Source organism: Vagococcus penaei (genome assembly GCF_001998885.1).
Classification (GTDB): domain Bacteria; phylum Bacillota; class Bacilli; order Lactobacillales; family Vagococcaceae; genus Vagococcus; species Vagococcus penaei.
In genome coordinates this window covers 538,068-558,045 of the sequence record NZ_CP019609.1, presented here as the reverse complement: position 1 = coordinate 558,045, position 19,978 = coordinate 538,068, and the positions used below count along the sequence as shown (strand labels likewise).

Annotated in this window: 21 protein-coding genes and 1 pseudogene; 15 read left to right on the top strand and 7 right to left on the bottom strand. The window is 33.4% G+C overall.

Annotation, left to right across the window (positions count from 1 at the left end):
- The first annotated feature begins 20 nt into the window (after positions 1–20).
- From BW732_RS02625 to holA, 10 genes and pseudogenes are all read left to right on the top strand, one after another.
- Complete coding sequence (locus BW732_RS02625) at positions 21–1,169, top strand: CAP-associated domain-containing protein (RefSeq protein WP_077275335.1); 1,149 nt, start codon at positions 21–23, stop codon at positions 1,167–1,169.
- A gap of 1 nt (position 1,170) precedes the next feature.
- Positions 1,171–1,602 carry a YlbF/YmcA family competence regulator gene (locus tag BW732_RS02620; RefSeq protein ID WP_077275334.1) on the top strand — a complete coding sequence of 144 codons (432 nt, stop codon included), beginning with the start codon at positions 1,171–1,173 and terminating at the stop codon, positions 1,600–1,602.
- Positions 1,589–1,939, top strand: coding sequence for a YlbG family protein (locus tag BW732_RS02615; protein WP_077275333.1), 351 nt, complete (start codon positions 1,589–1,591; stop codon positions 1,937–1,939). Before BW732_RS02620 ends, BW732_RS02615 begins: the two co-directional genes overlap by 14 nt.
- A gap of 81 nt (positions 1,940–2,020) precedes the next feature.
- Entirely contained in the window at positions 2,021–2,575 is a 555-nt protein-coding gene (gene rsmD, locus BW732_RS02610; RefSeq protein ID WP_077275332.1) for a 16S rRNA (guanine(966)-N(2))-methyltransferase RsmD, read from the top strand.
- A gap of 11 nt (positions 2,576–2,586) precedes the next feature.
- On the top strand, positions 2,587–3,072 hold the full coding sequence (gene coaD, locus BW732_RS02605; protein ID WP_077275331.1) for a pantetheine-phosphate adenylyltransferase: 486 nt from the start codon (positions 2,587–2,589) through the stop codon (positions 3,070–3,072).
- A gap of 16 nt (positions 3,073–3,088) precedes the next feature.
- Positions 3,089–4,159: a SepM family pheromone-processing serine protease gene (locus BW732_RS02600; protein WP_077275330.1), complete on the top strand. Its 1,071-nt coding sequence runs from the start codon at positions 3,089–3,091 to the stop codon at positions 4,157–4,159.
- 56 nt (positions 4,160–4,215) lie between these two features.
- Positions 4,216–4,896 carry a helix-hairpin-helix domain-containing protein gene (locus BW732_RS02595; RefSeq protein WP_077275329.1) on the top strand — a complete coding sequence of 227 codons (681 nt, stop codon included), beginning with the start codon at positions 4,216–4,218 and terminating at the stop codon, positions 4,894–4,896.
- A 66-nt stretch (positions 4,897–4,962) separates the two neighbouring features.
- Positions 4,963–5,411 (top strand): annotated as a pseudogene (locus BW732_RS02590) (ComE operon protein 2).
- Positions 5,389–7,722 carry a DNA internalization-related competence protein ComEC/Rec2 gene (locus BW732_RS02585; RefSeq protein WP_077275328.1) on the top strand — a complete coding sequence of 778 codons (2,334 nt, stop codon included), beginning with the start codon at positions 5,389–5,391 and terminating at the stop codon, positions 7,720–7,722. Before BW732_RS02590 ends, BW732_RS02585 begins: the two are co-directional and overlap by 23 nt.
- Positions 7,723–7,739: 17 nt before the next feature.
- Positions 7,740–8,753, top strand: a complete 1,014-nt coding sequence (gene holA / locus BW732_RS02580; protein ID WP_077275327.1) for a DNA polymerase III subunit delta — start codon at positions 7,740–7,742, stop codon at positions 8,751–8,753.
- Between the two features lie 57 nt (positions 8,754–8,810).
- Here the strand turns inward: holA and rpsT are convergent, their stop codons facing one another.
- The 3 genes from rpsT to BW732_RS02565 all read right to left on the bottom strand — a co-directional run bounded on the left by rpsT (position 8,811) and on the right by BW732_RS02565 (position 12,071).
- Positions 8,811–9,065 (bottom strand): 30S ribosomal protein S20, encoded by a 255-nt coding sequence (gene rpsT / locus BW732_RS02575; protein WP_077275326.1) that lies wholly within the window; start codon positions 9,063–9,065, stop codon positions 8,811–8,813.
- A 132-nt stretch (positions 9,066–9,197) separates the two neighbouring features.
- Complete coding sequence (locus BW732_RS02570; protein WP_077275325.1) at positions 9,198–11,063, bottom strand: heavy metal translocating P-type ATPase; 1,866 nt, start codon at positions 11,061–11,063, stop codon at positions 9,198–9,200.
- A 168-nt stretch (positions 11,064–11,231) separates the two neighbouring features.
- Positions 11,232–12,071 carry an undecaprenyl-diphosphate phosphatase gene (locus BW732_RS02565; protein ID WP_077275324.1) on the bottom strand — a complete coding sequence of 280 codons (840 nt, stop codon included), beginning with the start codon at positions 12,069–12,071 and terminating at the stop codon, positions 11,232–11,234.
- 153 nt (positions 12,072–12,224) lie between these two features.
- On the opposite strand from BW732_RS02565, the gene BW732_RS02560 reads away from it, so the two are divergent.
- Positions 12,225–12,737: a PTS sugar transporter subunit IIA gene (locus BW732_RS02560; RefSeq protein WP_077275323.1), complete on the top strand. Its 513-nt coding sequence runs from the start codon at positions 12,225–12,227 to the stop codon at positions 12,735–12,737.
- 54 nt (positions 12,738–12,791) lie between these two features.
- Here BW732_RS02560 and BW732_RS02555 read toward each other — a convergent pair whose 3' ends face one another.
- Together BW732_RS02555 and BW732_RS02550 are read right to left on the bottom strand one after the other, a co-directional pair.
- Complete coding sequence (locus BW732_RS02555) at positions 12,792–13,367, bottom strand: hypothetical protein (RefSeq protein ID WP_077275322.1); 576 nt, start codon at positions 13,365–13,367, stop codon at positions 12,792–12,794.
- Entirely contained in the window at positions 13,357–14,175 is an 819-nt protein-coding gene (locus BW732_RS02550) for a hypothetical protein (protein ID WP_077275321.1), read from the bottom strand. Before BW732_RS02550 ends, BW732_RS02555 begins: the two co-directional genes overlap by 11 nt.
- 154 nt (positions 14,176–14,329) lie before the next feature.
- On the opposite strand from BW732_RS02550, the gene BW732_RS02545 reads away from it, so the two are divergent.
- Together BW732_RS02545 and BW732_RS02540 are read left to right on the top strand one after the other, a co-directional pair.
- A complete protein-coding gene (locus BW732_RS02545) occupies positions 14,330–14,959 on the top strand; it encodes an MBL fold metallo-hydrolase (protein ID WP_077275320.1) in 630 nt (209 codons plus the stop codon).
- A 113-nt stretch (positions 14,960–15,072) separates the two neighbouring features.
- Positions 15,073–16,575 (top strand): IS1182 family transposase, encoded by a 1,503-nt coding sequence (locus BW732_RS02540; protein WP_228414960.1) that lies wholly within the window; start codon positions 15,073–15,075, stop codon positions 16,573–16,575.
- Here the strand turns inward: BW732_RS02540 and BW732_RS02535 are convergent.
- Together BW732_RS02535 and BW732_RS02530 are read right to left on the bottom strand one after the other, a co-directional pair.
- Positions 16,542–17,129 carry a hypothetical protein gene (locus BW732_RS02535; protein ID WP_077275319.1) on the bottom strand — a complete coding sequence of 196 codons (588 nt, stop codon included), beginning with the start codon at positions 17,127–17,129 and terminating at the stop codon, positions 16,542–16,544. The genes BW732_RS02540 and BW732_RS02535 overlap by 34 nt on opposite strands.
- A gap of 70 nt (positions 17,130–17,199) precedes the next feature.
- Positions 17,200–17,823: a histidine phosphatase family protein gene (locus BW732_RS02530; protein ID WP_077275318.1), complete on the bottom strand. Its 624-nt coding sequence runs from the start codon at positions 17,821–17,823 to the stop codon at positions 17,200–17,202.
- Between the two features lie 293 nt (positions 17,824–18,116).
- Between BW732_RS02530 and rpsB the strand changes: the two genes are divergently transcribed.
- Positions 18,117–18,902 carry a 30S ribosomal protein S2 gene (rpsB, locus tag BW732_RS02525; protein WP_077275317.1) on the top strand — a complete coding sequence of 262 codons (786 nt, stop codon included), beginning with the start codon at positions 18,117–18,119 and terminating at the stop codon, positions 18,900–18,902.
- Positions 18,903–19,044: 142 nt separating this feature from the next.
- Positions 19,045–19,923, top strand: coding sequence for a translation elongation factor Ts (gene tsf / locus BW732_RS02520; RefSeq protein ID WP_077275316.1), 879 nt, complete (start codon positions 19,045–19,047; stop codon positions 19,921–19,923).
- The last annotated feature ends 55 nt before the right edge of the window (positions 19,924–19,978 follow it).

Sequence of the window (19,978 nt, the reverse complement as noted above, 5' to 3'; positions counted from 1 at the left end):
TATAGCGAGGAGTGAGAAGTATGAAACGATTTTGGCAATTTGTGATTTGTTTTATTTTGGTACTAATTGCAGTTTACATGAAACCGGTGATTACTTCTCAAAAAATCCCGCAAGAGAAACACCAATTAGAAGTAACGGAATCCTCTTTTCAGCCTGCTAACATGGCACATACTGAATTAAATACTAGTGGAATGGCTAATGATATTGGTAAAACAGAAGATGAGTGGTTAAAAAAATACCCGAATCCTAAAAAAAGTTATCAATCAGCCTTAGGCATCAAATGGTTAGTTTATGGCGATGATCTTGATGATTTTTTTGAGGTTGGGATCAAAAATAGTCGGGTCACAAATATTTTTGTTCTCGGGCATCAGTTAGATACTGCACCATTTCAAATTGATATGAATCTATCTGATTTATCTGAAATTACCACAATTTTTTCGAGTTTTTTAATTAAGCAAGATGGTAAAAATTATCGGATGGAACTAACGGAAGATGATATGAATTATCGCCCCTTGATATCGTTCAATAATGGGACTTTTGCTATGCTTCATCTAAATCAAATCAATGGAAAATTAATTGCCATTCGTTACTTAGATAAGGAATCGCTTTTAGATTTAATGCCCTATACATCTGATGATCAAAATATGTATCAAGCGAAAATTGCTGAAAATTTAGATTGGTCAGTTATTAATGAAGATAATCGCCAACAGACACTTCAATTACTCAATTTATTGAGGTCAAGTGAAAATAAATCAGCATATGTATTTGATGTCCCTTTACAAGAAAAGACAACTAAAGCTATCGAGTTATTTAATCAAGCACCAAATAAAGTCTTAACGACGGATGAACAACAAGACTATTGGCAACGACAAAAAGATCGAGTCAACCACTCAACGCCATTTGGTTTGACATCTCAAGAAATGGATAGTTTATTTAAGGAAGCACGTGTGAATAAAAAGACGGTCCATGGTTTGTTTTATCATCCCGCAACTGATATACCGTTTATGATTAGTTCACTTTATGGTAGTCGTTCCTATCATGAAGAATTATTACATAACTCTGATAAGTATATTGGGATTTCTTTTCAAAAAAATAGTATGTTAATGTTATTTAGTCAAGATAAAGAGACATCAGCAACAATTAAAACACAAGAAAGTAGTGGGGAATAGAATGATTGTTGATGATAAACTTTTTAAACTAGAAGATGAAGTATTAGCTCTAAAAGAGTGTTTACTCGATAGTAGCTTGGTTGATGATTATGTCAGACATCATGAAGAAATTAAAGCCAGTACTGATGTAGAACAATTAATTCAAGAATTTCAAGAAGTCAAACACCGTTTTGAATCAATTGAAAGTTATGGAAATTATGCCCCTGGTTTTAAAGAGACTAGGCGTGAACTACGCAAGAAAAAACGTGCACTCGATACACATGAACTAGTCATGACTTATAAACAGAGTGAGACCGCCTTGCAAAATGTATTAGACTATTTGGCATTAGATTTATCCAAATGTGTGTCAGAAAAGATAAAAGTCGACGCAGGCAATCCCTTTTTTGAGTTTGCTAGTCGTGGCTGTGGAGGTAGTTGTCATGGAAAAAAATAAAGAGTTAGATAATTTTGCAATCAATCCCAGACGTTCATTAATTATTTGGGTTTATAGTTTGAAACAATTGAAACAATTAAAACGTTTTGGTTATGTACACTATGTATCAAAAAAAATGAAATATGTCGTCCTTTATATTGATGAAGTCGATGTTGACGAGTTAAAGGAAAAAATTAATCGTTTATTTTTTGTTCGATGTGTTGAGTTATCGTATCGTCCGGATATTAATATGAATTTTGACAATCGCCTAGGTAATAAGACAAAGACAAAGTCAGGCGAACCACTAGAATTTGAAGAACAAACAACGGAAATTAGATTAGCGGAATGTGTTGATTAATCAACAGTTATTACGTGAGAAACTAAATGCTTAAAAATAGATATAAGAGTGACGGTTTAAAAGAAGGAAGGAAATTAATGAATGAGAGTAATTGCAGGTGACTTTAAAGGTCGGAAGCTAAATTCGTTACAAGGAAGTAATACTCGTCCCACAAGCGATAAAATTAAAGGTGCTATATTCAATCGCATTGGTCCATATTTTGACGGTGATATAGTCCTTGATTTGTATAGCGGTAGTGGAAACTTAGCAATTGAAGCCATTTCTAGAGGTTGTTCCAAAGCCTATTGTTTTGATAACCATTTTCAAGCAATTAAGGTGATTCAATCGAATGTGGCTTTAACTAAATCGGAATCGCAAATTACTGTCACTAAAATGGATGCTGACAAAGCTTTATTATGGCTTAAGGCTAATGAAATTACTGTTGACTTAGTTTTTTTAGATCCACCTTATGCAAAGCAAAAAATTGTGGAGCAAATGGAAACAATGCTTGAATTAAAACTGATGAATGATAGTGGCTTAATTGTTTGTGAAGTCGACAAAAAATTTGATTTACCAGATGACATTAAGGGACAACTAGAAAAAATTAAAGAACAATCATATAGTTTAACTAAAATTATTATTTACCAAAAAAATTGAGGAGTCGAAAAATGACAAGTAAAAAAGCATTATTCCCTGGTAGTTTCGATCCATTCACTAATGGGCATTTAAATACAGTTGAACGCGCAAGTACAATGTTTGATGAAATTATTATTAGTGTGGCAACGAATACAAGCAAACAAGCCTTGTTTACACCAGAAGAAAAAAAACGGTTAATTGAGCAAGCAACGAGCCACTTACCCAATATTTCGGTTTGTCTACAGTCATTTGGCTTAACAGTTGAGCAAGCTAAACAATTAGATGCTCAATTTTTACTACGTGGTATCCGTAATCATCAAGATTTTGAATATGAAAAAAGCATTGCATTTATGAATAAACAATTAAATGAGTCGATTGAGACAGTCTTTTTATTAGCAGATGAGCAGTACAGTAGTATTAGTTCAACAATGATTAAAGAAATTGCTAAGTTCAATGGTGATATCTCAAAATTTGTTCCTCAAGGAGTTAACCAAGCCATTAAGGAAAAACTGATATGATAGGAGGCGTAAACGGATGACTCAATTAAAAACGAGTAAATCAAAACGTTATCTGCTACCCTATATAATACTAACAATTATTCTGTTAGTCGCGTTGAGCACAGTTATTCCTATTCCTTATTATTTGGAGACACCAGGCTCGGCAGATCATCTACGTGATTATGTGTCAGTTGATCAGAAACGTGATAGGTTCAAAGGTGAACTTATGATGACAACCGTTTCGATTAGACAAGCAACGGTTGCCAATTATTTATTACAATCTTTTTCTGACACAACTGATTTAATCGCTAAAAAAGAACTAATCGGTGATGGTGATTATCAAGAGTATGAAGTAGTTCAAGATATTGATATGAAAAATTCTCAAAATCAGGCAATTCAAGTGGCTTTAGAGAAAGCAAAGGAACCTTATGAATTAGTTAATGATGGTGTTTATGTCTTAAGTATTTTAGAAGAATCACCTTTTAGAGCCCAGCTAGCGGTAGGCGATATTATTATCAAAATTAATCATGAACCTGCAAAAACTGCACAACAGTTTATTGATTTATTAAAAGATAAAAAGGCAGGCGATTCAGTCACAATTGATTATCTTGCTGAACAAAAAGAAAAAGAAGCTCAAGGTAAATTAATTCAATTACCCAAACAAGATCGTGCTGGTATTGGTATTAGTTTAATTGATAAAACCGTTATTGAGACTGAAAAGGATATTCGATTTAATACTGAAGATATTGGAGGGCCTTCTGCCGGTTTAATGTTTGCTTTAGAGTTGTATGGAATGCTCAGCAATCAAGATATTACTAAAGGATACTTAGTTGCTGGAACTGGAACAATCAATCAAGCTGGTGAAGTTGGAGCAATAGGTGGGATTGATAAGAAGGTTATAGCAGCTACGCAAGCAGGTGCTGATTACTTTTTTGCACCAGACGATTCACCTAGCGCAGAAGAAAAAGAAAAGCTATCCGAGTGGCAGTCGAATTATGATGTAGCACAAGAGAGTGTTAAAAAACATCATCTAGATATAAAAGTCATCCCGATTAAAACGTTTGATGACGCGTTGAATTTTTTAAATAATCTTCCCGAAAAAGCTTAGTGAAAACTAAGCTTTTTTTTGTATCTTATTGATAAGAACAAAAAAGTCAGGAGGTGTTGGTCAGTGCCAAAACGAAAACGAAAAAAAGGCAATACTTACGCTATGTTAAATTAATAAGTGGTCTAATAATTATTTTAGCAATTATGATTACTTTTTTCTTTTCTAAAAAAATAACGAATCATCCAGAAGAAAGTAATCATGAGCTTAATCAGTTATTAGTTGGCAGTAGCCAATCGAGTCAGAAAAAAGCAGAAATAACTAAAAATAGAGTAGTAGAGCAACAGTCAGATAAACTCTGGATGGTTGACATTAAAGGAGCTGTTAAAAAAGCAGGAGTGTATCAAGTTTCTGATACGATGCGTGTCCATGATGTTATTCAATTAGCTGGTGGTGAGACTGATGACGCTGATATGAATCAAATCAATAATGCAGAAAAAGTTAGCGATCAAATGGTGATTTACGTTCCTAAAAAAGGTGAAACTATCTCGGAAATCACACAGAGAGTACCGAGTAAGATAACTAATAATGCTGGCTCTCAAGAAATGGGGAAAGTCAATTTAAATACAGCTAGTTTACAAGATTTAATGACGTTAAAAGGAGTCGGTCAAAAGAAAGCTGAAGCTATTATAGAGTATCGTGAGACGAATAATGGGTTTCAAACAATTGAGGACTTAAAAAAAGTGAAAGGAATCGGCGAAAAAACATTTGAAAGTTTGGCAGAGTCCGTTACAATATAAGATAAAACCATGTGAAAGTAGGAGAAAAAATTGACGTTTGAAAGAATACCATGGGACCAATATTTTATGGGACAAAGTCTATTATTATCTTTAAGAAGTACCTGTACACGATTAGCCGTCGGTGCGACTATTGTCCGTGATAAACGGATTATTGCTGGTGGATATAATGGATCAGTAAGCGGTGATGTTCATTGTATTGATGAAGGATGCTACCTCGTAGATAATCATTGTGTACGAACTATTCATGCTGAAATGAATGCTATTTTACAATGTGCCAAATTTGGCGTTGAAACGGATCAAGCCGAAATATATGTGACACATTTTCCTTGCTTACAATGTACTAAAATGATTATTCAAGCGGGTATAAAAAAATAGTTTATCTTAAAGATTATCATAACAACGATTATGCGTTACGCTTAATTGAACAAGCTGGCGTTGAAGTTGAGCAAGTAATACTTTCAAAAAAATACTTTGCTGAAATTCAATTTGGAGATGACTTGGAAGCGATGGATTAAAGAGTTACAAGGGGTATTAATTTTTCCAATTATATGTTTTGAGTTAACGCTAGCTTGTGGTTTACATGTGAACTGGTTTGGCGTTTTATTATTATGTTTGTGTCTGATTCGCATTATATTTGTCAAAAGCTTAGTCTTACTAACTACTTCGCTTATTAGTAGTTGTTTAGGCGGATTGTTGGGTATTTATTTGGTACGTCCAGTTGTGACAATGGAGCAAAATTTTACCAGTCAAGCGGTGATTATATTGCCAGATACTGTAAGCGTTACTGGTGATCTGATAACTTTTTTAGGACAGGATAAGCAAACAAATAAGAATTTTAAGTTTACGTATTATTTGACAAGTGAGGCACAACAAAAGGCTTTTATACAATTAAATCAAGCTGAGATTGTCGCAGTGACTGGGAAATATCAACCAATATCTTCACAAAGAAACTTACATGGATTTAATGATCAAGCATATTTAGCTAGTAAAAATATTCGTGGTCGGGTTTTAGTAGAGACTTTTGACCAGTCAAAAAATGGCACAACAGCTGCTTCAAATCCTTTATTAGTGGTACGAACATGGCGTAAGAGATGTATTTGGTATGTGGATACTCACTTACCAAAAGAATCGGCCTATTATACGAAACTCTTTTTTTTAGGCTATCAAGAAATAGCTGATTCTGATATACAAGAAAATTGGAAAAAGTTAGGTATATTACATATTTTTAGTTTATCCGGAATGCATATTTTTTTCTTTTTGACAATATTTCGCTATCTCATGTTACGATGTGGCGTAGTAATTGAATATGAACTTATATTAGAAGGTATTTTTATCGTCCTACTTTGTTTGTTAACGGGTTATGCTGTGGGAATGATCCGAGCAGGAATGCAAACATTTTTAAAACGTAGTGTAACTTTACGACAGTGGCCATTATCGCTATTTGATATTTGGGCATTAACTCTATTCCTACATAGCTTACTGAATCCATATGTATTATTAAGTGTTGGTGGTCAATTATCTTATTACTTATCTTTTATGATTTTATTGATTCAACCCATTTTAAAAAAATATCAGCAACGATGGCTCAGTTTTTTATTATTTGATTTGTTACTTGCGAGCTTGTCATTACCTTTAATTTGGTATTATTTCTATGAGTGGAATGTGTTAACCTTTTTATTTAGTGCGTTTTTTGCGATAGCACTTTTGTATGGTTTAATGCCATTTTTATTGGGAGCGTTACTTGTTGAGCTGACGTGCTCATTTTCAGGTCTTTTTGTACTAACAGATGGTCTCATTGGGTTGTTACATCGTATTCGTGATGTTTGTGCGCAATTAACTGGGTGCCAAATGGTGATGGGTAAACCACCATTAGTTATCGTTTGCTTATTAATTGTATGCCAATTAATAATTTTGCATGAATTGACTCAATGTACCTTACGTTGGCAAAGAATAGTAGTCTTTAGTATGTGTTTTAGTGGACTCGCTTGTTTTAAATTTTTCAACCCATTTGGATTAGTAGCATTTATCGATGTTGGTCAAGGTGATGCAATTTATATCCGGGAACCCTTTAATCGTGGAAGTTATTTAATTGATACAGGTGGTAGAAAAAAATTTCAAAAAAGTGATACTTGGCGACAGCCCAAGCGTCAGACTGCATCAGCTAATTACACCTTAATTCCTTTTTTAAAAAGTCAAGGTAACCATGAGTTAACTAAGGTTTTCTTAACTCATGCACATGATGATCATTTTGGTGATCTTTCAGCAGTTACTAAAGATATTTGGATAAAAGAATTAGTGATACCAGCTGGTTCAGCTCGCAAAAAAGTCTTGCAACAGATGTTACAAAAATCAGCGAGTCAAAAAATGACTGTTACACTTAATCATTATAGTTATGAGAGCCATTTTTTGACTATTCAAAGTCTTTATCCAATGGAGATTGGTGATGGTGGTAACGATGACTCACTTGTTTTAAAAATTTCGTTACCGAGTGAGACGCTACTCTTAATGGGGGATTTGGAGACATCTGGTGAACAAAGTCTCTTGACAAATTATTCAGAAACTGAGTTGAATTGTGATATACTAAAACTTGGTCATCATGGTAGTAAAACATCTAGTCATTTAACGTTTTTACAGACAACATCACCACGTGCCGCTATTGCTTCTTGTGGGCTTAAGAATCGTTATGGACATCCATCTCCAGAAATTATCGAGCGGTTAGCTACTGAAAAAGTGACATTCTATCGAACAGACCTTGATGGCATGGTTTATTTTAAATGGTTACCATTTCAGTCATCTAAAATGACCTTAAAAACTGTCAAAAAATAAATGTCAGGGGGAATTATGTGTCAATTCAAACCGAATTAGCTAAAATAAAAAAACAACAGATTGCTCCTATTTATGTTCTACAAGGAACGGAGTCATTTTTAATTGATGAATTTATTACTACATTAAAACAGACAATTTTAACACCAGATGATGAAGCATTTAACGTAATTCGATTTAATATGGAAGAAACTGAACTAGCAGTAGCAATTGAAGAAGCTGAAATGATGCCATTTTTTGGCGATTACAAGTTAATTATTATTGATCAGCCATATTTTTTTACCGGAGAAAAACGTAAAAATGAGTTAATTCATCAGACAGATAGTTTACTAAATTACTTAAAAGAGCCATCCCCAACATCTGTAATCGTATTTATTGCCCCATATCAAAAATTTGATGAGCGTAAAAAAACAGTGAAGCTATTAAAAAAAGAAGCAATCATTGTTAATACAATGCCTTTAAGTGAAAAAGAGACCAAAAAATATGTTGCTGATTATATAAACAATGAAGGATTTGGGATTCACCCAAAAACATTTGATTATTTATGTTATCTGTGTGATATGAACTTATCGCGATTAATGAATGAACTAGATAAGCTATTTTTATATGCGCAAGAAACAAAGGATATAAGTATGTCTGCAGTTAAGGAGTTAGTACCCAAATCGTTAGAGCATAATATATTTGATATGGTTAACTATGTAATGAGTGGAAAACAGGAAGAAGCTTTACAGTTGTATGAGGATTTACTAAAGCAGGGTGAGGAGACAATCAAAATTAATGCGATTTTAATTAGTCAATTTCGTTTGTACCTTCAAGTAAAATTATTATTATCAATCCATTACCAACAAAGTAATATGGTTGATATGTTGAAAGTTCATCCATATCGAGTCAAGCTAGCTTGTCAACAAGTCAAGCGATTTAGTATCGATGATTTAGGCAATATATTTGATCAATTAGTAGAAAATGATTTTAAATTTAAAACTGGTTTTATGGATCAAAAATTATTATTTGAATTATTTATTTTAGGAACTTAAATAAATAAAAAAACTTGATGGATACTAATCAAAGGATTGAGTATCATCAAGTTTTTCTTATTTTGCTAATTTTTTAGCTAGACGAGATTTTTCGCGGTTAGCTTTATTTGTGTGGATAAGACCTTTAGCAGAAAGCATATCGATTTCGCGAGTAGCTGCTACTAGTAACTCTTTTGCATTTTCGTCATTAGACTCAACTGCTTTTTCAAATTTTCTCATAGCAGTACGCATAGAGCTTAATTTAGCAGAGTTTGCTTGATTAGCTTTTTCATTCGTGCGAACACGTTTGATTGCAGATTCAATGTTTGGCATTTTAAATTCACCTCCGACGTAGGGTTTATATTTGATAATAGTTCAAATATAATTCAACATTCTCATTATACAGAAAGCTATCTCAGTTTGCAATAAATAATCAAGGGTTTGTTAAATAAAATCATAAAATACCTATTTAAGTGGTTTTAGCATTCTTAAACCATTCAAAATAACTAAAATAGTACTCCCTTCATGTCCAATAACACCTAATGGTAAATTAATTGTTCCCATAAAGTTGGAAATAATTAGTAGTGTAATGACAAGTAAGGCAAAGATAATATTTTGAGTGATAATTTTTTTTAATTTTAAGGCTAGCTTATGACTATACGTGATACGTGCTAAAGAATTCTTCATTAAAACAATATCGGCGACATCGACAGCTACATCCGTTCCTTGACCCATAGCGATGCCGATAGAGGCATTCACTAGTGCTGGAGCATCATTAATCCCATCACCAACCATAACGTTTGTTCCAACCATTTCTTTTTGTTTTTTAATAAAATCTGTTTTATCTTCTGGTAAGCATTCAGACAGAACGTTGTCTAAAGCAAGAGTTGCTGCAATTGCACTAGCGGTTTGCTTATTATCACCAGTCAGCATGGTTGTTTCAATGCCATGTTGTTTGAAATATTCGATAGTTTCAAAGGCATCTCTTTTAGGTACATCAAGTAAGGCAACATAGCCAACAATAAGATCATCTCTAGAAATGAAAATAACCGTTTTACCTTCTTCTTGCCATTGGCTAACTTGTGTCATAATTAGGTCACTAACCATTTTGTTTGTGACAAAAGTTAATTTTCCAACTTTCCAGAGGTTACCATCAACTAAAACTTGCATACCTGAACCAGAAATTTCTTCAACATTTAGATGAGAAAGTAATTGGCTCTGAGTACGATAATGTCTAGTAATAGCATTTGCAAGGGGATGTGTTGAACTCGTTTCAATAGACAGCAGCATTTGAATAATGTCATCCCGATTTTCTGTGTCAAAATAATCATCTGTAACTTCTGGAGTTCCGTTAGTCAAGGTTCCTGTTTTATCAAAAGTAATCGCACGTAAATCTGCTAGAGCTTCTAAGAAGACACCACCTTTGAATAAAATACCGTGTTTCGCACCATTTGAAATTGCGGCAAGAGTAGCTGGTGTTGCAGCAGCGACTAAAGCACAAGGTGATGCAACAACTAATAGTACCATGCCACGATAAAAACTTTCTTGGAAGGTCCAATTTAATAAGAAATAAGATAAGAAAATGACCAATGGGACGATGATTAAGACAGCTTTAACGTAAACATTTTCAAACCGATCTAAAAAGCTAGCAGTTTTAGAAGGAGTATTTTGTGCTTCTTCAACTAATTTAATAATTTTACTAAATAAAGTATCTTTTGCTTCTTTGGTAACAGTCATTTGGAAAGCATGCCCAACGTTGATTGTTCCTCCAAAAACATCATCATGTATATGTTTATCAACTGGAATTGATTCACCAGTAATACTTGCTTCATCAATCGTTGCGAAATCGCTATTAATTGTGCCATCAATAGGAACATTTGTTCCTTTTGGGACTAAAACAGTATCACCAATACTTAAACTATCAACAGGTACTTCTTTAGTTTCACCGGAAGCTTGTAATAAGAAAGCATTGACAGGCTGAATTTTGATTAAATTTTCAATTTCTTTTCGACTTTGGTTAGTTGTCATTTCTTCAAGAGCGCCACTTAAAGAAAAAATAAAGGTTAGCATAATGCCTTCAAAATAGTATTGAATTAAGCAAGCACCAATTGCAGCTAGTGCCATCAGTAAGTCGACGCTTAAATGACGATCTTCAAGTGTTTCTAAAATTCCTTCTTTTGTTTGTTCAAAGCCACCAATAATCATACCGGTAACGAAAATCCATGGATATATTGTAAGCCCTTGTTTTTGCATGATAAATCCGATAATCATCATGGCACCACAGATGATTGTTGTCCACATACTTAAGGGTAATGCAGTTATTTTTTTCATAGTATTCCCTCCTACAAAGAGTATAGCATAAAAAAAACTAGATTGTAATAGTTATAATCTAGATGGTAACGATAATCGTTATCAATTAAAATAATTATTAAAAAAAGCAAGACAAGCCTTTTAAAATAAAGGTTTGTCTTGCTTTTAGTCATTGAATAGATAACACTGTTAATTAAGAGTTGTTAACCAGTAAATGATAATGATGATACCTAAAATGATACGATACCAACCAAAGGCTTTAAAATCATGTTTTTTAATATAGCCCATTAAGAATTTGATTGCAATGATTGATACGACAAAGGCAACAATACTACCTACGCTTAATAAAACAATTTCAGTGGAACCAAATGAGTTACCTCGGTATAAAAACTTACCAATCTTTAATAAACTGGCACCAAACATTACGGGAATTCCTAAAAAGAATGTGAATTCAGCAGCGACAAAACGTGAACAACCAAAGATGATAGCACCGATAATCGTTGCTCCAGAACGTGATGTACCAGGAATCAGTGCTAATACTTGGAATAAACCGATAATAAATGCCGTTTTATAGGATAAGCTAGCAAGTGTTGTCGTTTTTGGTTGTCGATTTTTATTGTAGTTTTCGACGACGATAAATAAAATACCATATAAAATTAGCATTAATGCAACCGGTAAAAATTTGTGGAAATGTTCTTCGAGAAAATCATCTAATAGCGGACCGGCAATCACTGCTGGAATACAAGCTACAACGACTTTGAACCAAAGAACCCATGTTGCTTGTCGTTCATCGAGTGTCTTGCTTTTAAACGCAAAAGGATTTAATTTTTGAAAATAGAGGACAACTACAGCCATAATAGCACCTAGCTGAATGACAACGTTGAACATTTCTTTAAATGCTGGAGAGGCATCTAATTTAATAAATTGATCAACTAAAATGAGGTGACCAGTACTACTAATTGGTAGCCATTCGGTAATGCCTTCAACAATCCCTAGAATGACTACTTTAAGAATATTATAAAAATCCATAATAACAACCTTTCTTTTAACAAATGATAATCACTGCTAAGTATACATCAAAATGTGGTAAAATTAAATTATATATAATTGTACACATTGACAGATTATGTTATAACTTAACTAAGAGTTACTTAAAATGAATCTATAGGAGTGAATCTAACAATGTTTAATTTTTTCAAAAAAAATAAAAAAGAGTCTGCGACTGAGCCAGAAGTTGTAGTAGACAACCAAGTCTATGCTGTTGCTAAAGGTAAATTAATCGCGATTACTGATGTTAAAGATCCAGTATTTTCTGAAAAAATGATGGGGGATGGATATGCTGTTGTTCCAACTGAAGGTGCTGTCTACTCACCAGTAACTGGTGAGATTTTAAATGTCTTCCCCACAAAGCATGCAATCGGTATTAAGATGGATAGTGGGATTGAAGTGCTACTCCATATGGGTATTAATACAGTTGAATTAGATGGGAAACCATTTGATGTTCATGTAAAAGAGGGCGATCGTGTAACGGGTGACACTCTTTTAGCAACTGTTGATTTAGAAGCGCTAGCTACAGCTGAGAAAGACAATGATTTGATTGTTATCTTCACAAGTGGCAATGAAGAGTTAACTGTTAACACACTAGGCCCTGTTGAACCAAGTCAAGCAGTTGGTCAAGCAACATTAAAAGCATAAAAATAAGACAAGTGCGTAGCTAATTGAGATTAACAGTTACGCACTTGTCTTATTTTAATGAAAATCTTGAGGATTTTTGAATGATTGGTTAATAATTGGAATGAATAATGTAAATAAGCCCAATAGAATCAAATTGGTCACAACTAGTGGAAATAGTGTCTCGGTGTTTACTGTTTTAGTGCTATAATCTTGTAGCATTTGCGTAAACGACAGGCTGTTTAACCAAATTGTTACCATGTAAAGTGTAAAAAAGACGATAATTTGTTGTAATATTGACCCAATATTATTTAGGCGATACTTAGCAATGAGTCGATAATCTTGTGGCAAGATAGGTAAGTGATAGCTAATGACATTCAGATGATGGTTTAACTGGGCACTGGCAAGACTTAGTAAGAACACACCTGCAAAAAATGAAAAATGATTGGCTAATAATAAAAAACTAACGATAAATAGTCTGATTAAAAAGGTCCGAGTGGATAAACTCGGAAAATTTTTAGTCATCAATTTAGTAACAAAAGGAGCCACAATTGTTGCGATTAAATAGACAATATAAACAGCGTAAAAGGCATAAGGTCCTCGGTATAATAACTGATAAAATGTACAAAATACAAAAATATAATTAGTCAGCATGCCTTTGAATATAATCACGCCGGTCAATGATAAGGGTAATTTCCGGTCTTTTTTTTAAAAATAAAACATAGAGTAAATAAAGAGCGGCAATCAAAATTAAAAAAACTAATAGTGGAAAAATAAGGTCACCCATATCAATTTTTTTAGCACTTTTAAGAATAAAAATGGAGAAGAAGCCAACGATAAATAAAAAGAGTGTTTCAATCAACGAATAAGTTGGATATGGCGTGTCATCTGTCAAATGATAGCTAGGATAAGCAGTCAATACAATGGATAAGGCAACTAAATTTAAGCCCAAAAATAAAAACGCGGCAACTAAAGAATGATGAGAAAATGTAATTAATAAGCTTAGTAAAACAATGGCATAAGCGAGTGAACGTACTTGATCTTTGGCACTTGAACCAAAATTATTAAGTGTTTTTTCATGAAATTGAATAGTAAAGTAACTTGGCATAAGTGTCCCAGAGCAAATCCCTAAGCAAATCCCAGCAAAAATTGCTAAAATTAGTACCATATTTGATGAAGCTAGCAAGTCAGAAAGGACACCTAAACTACAGCCGACTAGGCCAAACGTTAATGATGCTTTAAGTAAAAAAGGCATGCTAACTGGTTTTAGGCGAATTAAAAAGAGAGTGGTAGTTTTAAAACAATAAAACATAATTAAAGGTAAAACAAAGGTTTCTAAGCGTTTGTGCTGTAAAAAAAATTGCGATAAAATCAAAATTGGGAACGTATTCATACCATTTGTCATAACAAACGAGATAAAGCGAAAGTTCAAACGTTTATTGGAAGCTAATTTAGTTGTCATATTTTTTACACCTTTTTTGTATTTTAGAGTTACTATTAGTTTATCATAAAAATCACTAAGAGATATCATTGTTTACTTGTGAGAAGTGCATCCTTTTTTACTATTATACAATTTTCCTTTATAATGTAGACATTAGACTATTGGAGGTAATAGAATGACACATGTAAAACAAATTATTACTGGACAAATCGAAGAAAATTGCTACTTAATATATGGTGGAAATACATTACTTATTGTTGACCCAGGCAATGATGCCGAAAAAATTAAAGCAGAGATTGCTAAAATCAATGCTCGTCCTAAAGCTATTCTTATCACGCATGCGCATTATGATCATATTGGTGCTGTGGAAGAATTACGCAAAACATATGATGTACCTGTTTACATTAGTCCAATTGAGCAAGAATGGTTAACAGATCCAAAATTAAATTTTTCTGGTCTTTTTAAACACGATGACATGCCTGACATCATTGTTCAGCCAGCTGAGTTTGAATTTATTGATTACGACACTTATAAAATTGGTGATTTAGGGTTTAAAGTTGTCCCAACACCAGGTCATTCTCCCGGTAGTGTGAGTTTTATTTTTGATGAATTTGTTGTTTCTGGAGATGCTCTGTTTAGTGGAAGTATTGGCAGGACTGACTTACCATTTGGAGATAGTCAGACACTACTTGATAGTATCCAACGTGAGTTATTTACTTTGCCGGATGAGATGGTTGTGTATCCTGGACATAGAGAGCCGACAACAATTGGTAAAGAAAAACAAACTAACCCATTTTTTAACTAAGAAAAAAGACAATATCCTTATGACAGGGTATTGTCTCAGACTGTAGACAAAGTATCAAAAATTTGATACTTTGTCTTTTTTTCTTGGTAAAATAGAGAAAAGGAGTTGCTTCCATGCTAAAAAAACAAGATATGAGCAAACGTAATCAAATTGGTTTTTATTCTCTAGAAGATTTAGTTCCCAAGGAACATCTATTAAGAGATATTGATAAATATGTAGATTTTAATTTTATTTATAAGTTAGTTGAAGATAAATACGATGAATCAAATGGCCGCCCTAGTATAGATCCGGTTCTATTAATTAAACTTCCGTTGATTCAGTATCTTTATGGTATAAAAAGTATGAGACAAACTATTAAAGATGTTGAGGTTAACATGGCTTATCGCTGGTTTTTAGGTTTGGATATCGAAGATGCTGTTCCTCACTTCTCAACCTTTGGCAAAAATTATTCTAGAAGATTTCGTGGTACAGATATCTTTGAACAAATATTTTACGGCATATTAGAACAGTGTATTGAAGCTGAATTAGTGGATACTTCTGAAGTATTTATTGATGGTACTCATATAAAAGCACATGCAAATAATAAAAAATATGAAAGTAACGAAGTTACTGAAGAAACTCTTTTTTATGTGGAATCACTACAAAAAGAAGTTGAAATAGATAGAGAAAAAAGATTAAAAAAGCCCTTAAAAAGAAGAGAGGAAAGTGAAAATCAGGTAAAACATAAAAAAATTAGTAAAACAGATGATGAGAGTGGTTGGTTCCATAAAGGAGAGCATAAACAGGTTTTTGCTTATGCTGCACAAGTAGCATGTGACAAGAATGGTTGGGTTTTAGGATATACAACTCATCCTGGTAATCAACATGATAGTCGGACATTCATCGATATCTATAATAAATTACAAAGTCACTTTACCTTAGATAAATTAGTAATGGACGCTGGATACAAAACACCTGGTATAGCCCATTTATTATTTCAAAATAATTTAACACCTATTTTTCCATATAAAAGACCTATGACCAAAAAAGGATTTTATAAAAAACATGATTATGTTTACGATGAATACTACGATCAATATATCTGCCCTAATGTGAAAATTTTAAGCTATACAACAACTAACAGAGACGGATATCGTGAATACAAAAGTAATACGTCTGATTGTAGTCAATGCCCTTTGATTGCCTATTGTACTGAGTCAAAAGAAAAGAGGAAATTAATTCAACGACATTTATGGGAAAATGATATGGAACGTTGTGAAGACATACGTCATTCCCTTGGAATGAAAGCTATATATAATAATCGAAAACAAACAATTGAGCGATTATTTGGAACGGCAAAAGAATTTCATGGCTTACGTTACACTAATTTAATTGGGAAAGAAAAAATGCACATGAAAATTGGGCTCACTTTCGCATGCCTTAACATTAAAAAATTAGCAAAAATGCTTAAATTAAGAGACCTGAAGGGCTCTATTTTTTTATCTATTTTGGGAATTTTATCAAAAATAATGATAAGATACAAAAAAACAAACCAATTACCCTTTATGAGCAACTGGTTTGTCTTCAATCTGAGACAATATCCTTATGACAGGGTATTGTCTTTTATTTTTTTATAATTTGGCAAAATATAAGTTATCAGCAAAATTAGACTACTCAATAATAGGTAAAAGCCAATTAAAATAGGTACGTGAATATATTTGGTTAACCCATTAATATTAATAGCAATGGCTAAAATTAAGCAGGCACCTGAAAGGACTCTTTCAATTATGCCATTTTTAAGTGTGTTTTTTTCAACTAAAAGTGTAATCGCCAAATGAATCAACGTATTGATAATTAGCCACAATGTAATTAAAAAAGTGGCAACAGGTATATTGGTAAATAAGTTGAAAATCATGCTTAAACCGAGGCTAATACTAATAAACGCATGAATCAAGTACAAATATTTAGCATCTGTAATAGATAGAAACGTGCATACTCGGTAAAAGAAAACAAAGCTTAAAAAACCTGTAAAAATAGCCAGCATGCCAATTGGTACAATAAAACTTTTTAAAGAAGCATTAAAGTTAATAAATGATACAATGCTTAAGCAAAAAGTCCCAAATGTTACTGCGTATAATGACCAATCAAGTCGATCAAAATGTTGTAAGATGAAATTGATTTTTTTCCTCATAAAAATTTCCCCTTCTAAGTCTAAAAGTCAACTAAGCTAGTTTAGCACGAATAAAGAGGAAAAGGTATTACTAATTTAAATGATTGGTATTATTCCAGTCAGTTATTGTAAAGCTATCAGTGTCTATATTGTGTTCCATAACAGTAATACTAGTGTTATCCAAGAAACCATTTTTTCTGATATCAGCAACTTTTCCACCAGTTAATGAATGTAAACTAGCTAAAAGAGTTAATCCATGCGCGACAACTAAAATTGTGTCGTCGGGATAGTCTGTCGCTAGGGTACGGAAAACATTCGTTGTTCGATCAATTAAAGCTTCATACGTTTCGCCACCAAACTCAGATGGATCATATAAATTTGGTGCATTCACTAATGATATAAATTGTGGATGGTTTTCGTAATCTGCTTGTTTTTTTCCATCCCATTCACCAAATGTCATTTCTCGTAAATGTTCAAGAGTATTGATAGTCAAAGGCTCAGAGTGTTGATTGATAATGGCTAAAGCCGTATCTTGCGCCCGTTTTTGTGGACTAACCACGACTTGATCAAAAGAAATCGACTTTAACGCTTTACCTGCTAATGTTGCCCCTTCTATTCCTTCGGGCAATAGTGGAGAGTCAACTAGACCTCCTTGAAAAATTTCATCTCGGTTAAATTCTGTTTTACCATGTCTCACGCAATAAAAAGTAGTCATTCAACAAATTCCTTTCATCCTAAAGTAATTACTATTATATAACTATTTTTTTAATAAGCAAAAATTTATCGCTAAGAGTGTTTGGACATAACAATAAAGTATAAAGTTGATAAAAGTCAGAGTTCCGTGTTGCAAATAAATAAAAGATACAGTATAATGATTGAGGTGTGTGGTCTAACTACACATTAATCCACATTTTGATTTGATTTATCAGGTGGTGCTACGCTTAGTAGTTCCTGTTAAAGTTGAGAATCAAAAGAGGAAAATACAAACCAAATCGGAGGAAACAAAACATGGCAGTAATCTCAATGAAACAACTTTTAGAAGCTGGTGTACATTTTGGTCACCAAACTCGTCGTTGGAACCCAAAAATGAAGAAATACATCTTCACTGAAAGAAATGGTATTTATATCATCGATTTACAAAAAACAGTTCGTTTAGTAGACGATGCATATAACTATATGAAAAATGTTGCTGAAGATGGCGGCATTGCATTGTTTGTTGGAACAAAAAAACAAGCACAAGAAGCAATTAAAGAAGAAGCAACTCGCGCTGGTCAATACTATATTAACCACCGTTGGTTAGGTGGAACTTTAACTAACTGGGATACAATCCAAAAACGTATTGCTCGCTTGAAAGAAATTTCAAGAATGGAAGAAGAAGGTATCTTTGATGTTCTTCCTAAAAAAGAAGTTGCTGGATTAAACAAAGAACGTGAACGTTTAGAAAAATTCTTAGGTGGTATCGCTGATATGCCAAGAATTCCAGACGTAATGTTTATTGTTGACCCTCGTAAAGAACGTATTGCTGTTCAAGAAGCTCAAAAATTAAATATTCCAATCGTTGCTATGGTTGATACTAACTGTGATCCAGATGAGATCGATGTTGTAATCCCATCTAACGATGACGCTATCCGCGCCGTGAAATTAATTTCTGGTAAAATGGCAGACGCATTCATCGAAGGCCGTCAAGGTGAAGATGAAGTCGTTGAAGAAACGTTTGTTGCAACGGAAGAAGTTTCTGAAGAAGCACCTTCAATCGAAGAAATCGTTGAAGTTGTTGAAGGCAAAAACGCTTAATAATAATTAATTACTAATAATTGGCTGTCTTAGGCTGCGGGGTCAAGGTGAACAAAGTAGCCACTGACTTTGTTGTCTAAGACAGTTTTTGTTTAAAATGACTACCATAATATGTGTTTAAAATTTGAGGAGGATATTGATAATGAGTAAAATTTCTGCTTCTTTAGTAAAAGAATTACGTGACCGTACAGGCGCTGGTATGATGGACGCTAAACGCGCGTTAGTTGAAGTTGAAGGTAATATTGAATCAGCTATTGATTTGTTAAGAGAAAAAGGTATGGCCAAAGCTGGTAAGAAAAATGACCGTATCGCTGCTGAAGGTTTAGCAAACGTTTATGTGGATGGTAATGTTGCAGCAATCGTTGAAGTTAACTCTGAAACAGACTTTGTTGCAAAAAATGAAAAATTCCAAAATTTAGTACAAGAAATCGCTAAATTAGTAGCTGAAAATAAACCAGCTGACATGGACGAAGCAATGAAAATTAAAACTGCAAGTGGAACAATCGAATCTGATTTAATCGAAGCAACAACTGTTATCGGTGAAAAAATTAGCTTCCGTCGTTTCGAAATTGTTGAAAAATCTGATAACGCTGCTTTCGGCGGATACTTACACATGGGTGGACGTATTGCTGTATTAACAGTTGTTGATGGAACAACAGATGAAACAGTTGCTAAAGATATTTCAATGCACGTAGCGGCTATTAACCCTCGTTACATCAACAAAGATCAAGTATCTGCTGAAGAATTAGAACACGAGAAAAAAGTTCTAACTGAACAAGCACTTAACGAAGGCAAACCAGCTAACATCGTTGAAAAAATGGTTGAAGGCCGTATGAGCAAATTCTTATCTGAAATTTGTTTACTAGACCAACCATTCGTTAAAGATCCAGATATGACAGTTGAAAAATATGCTGCCTCTAAAGGTGCAACTGTTAAAGGATTTGTACGTTTTGAAGTTGGAGAAGGAATTGAAAAACGCGAAGAAAACTTTGCTGATGAAGTTAAAAATCAAATGAAATAGATTGATTTTGATTGGAGGGGCGCATTTATTATTATTAGATGATATATGCGTTCTT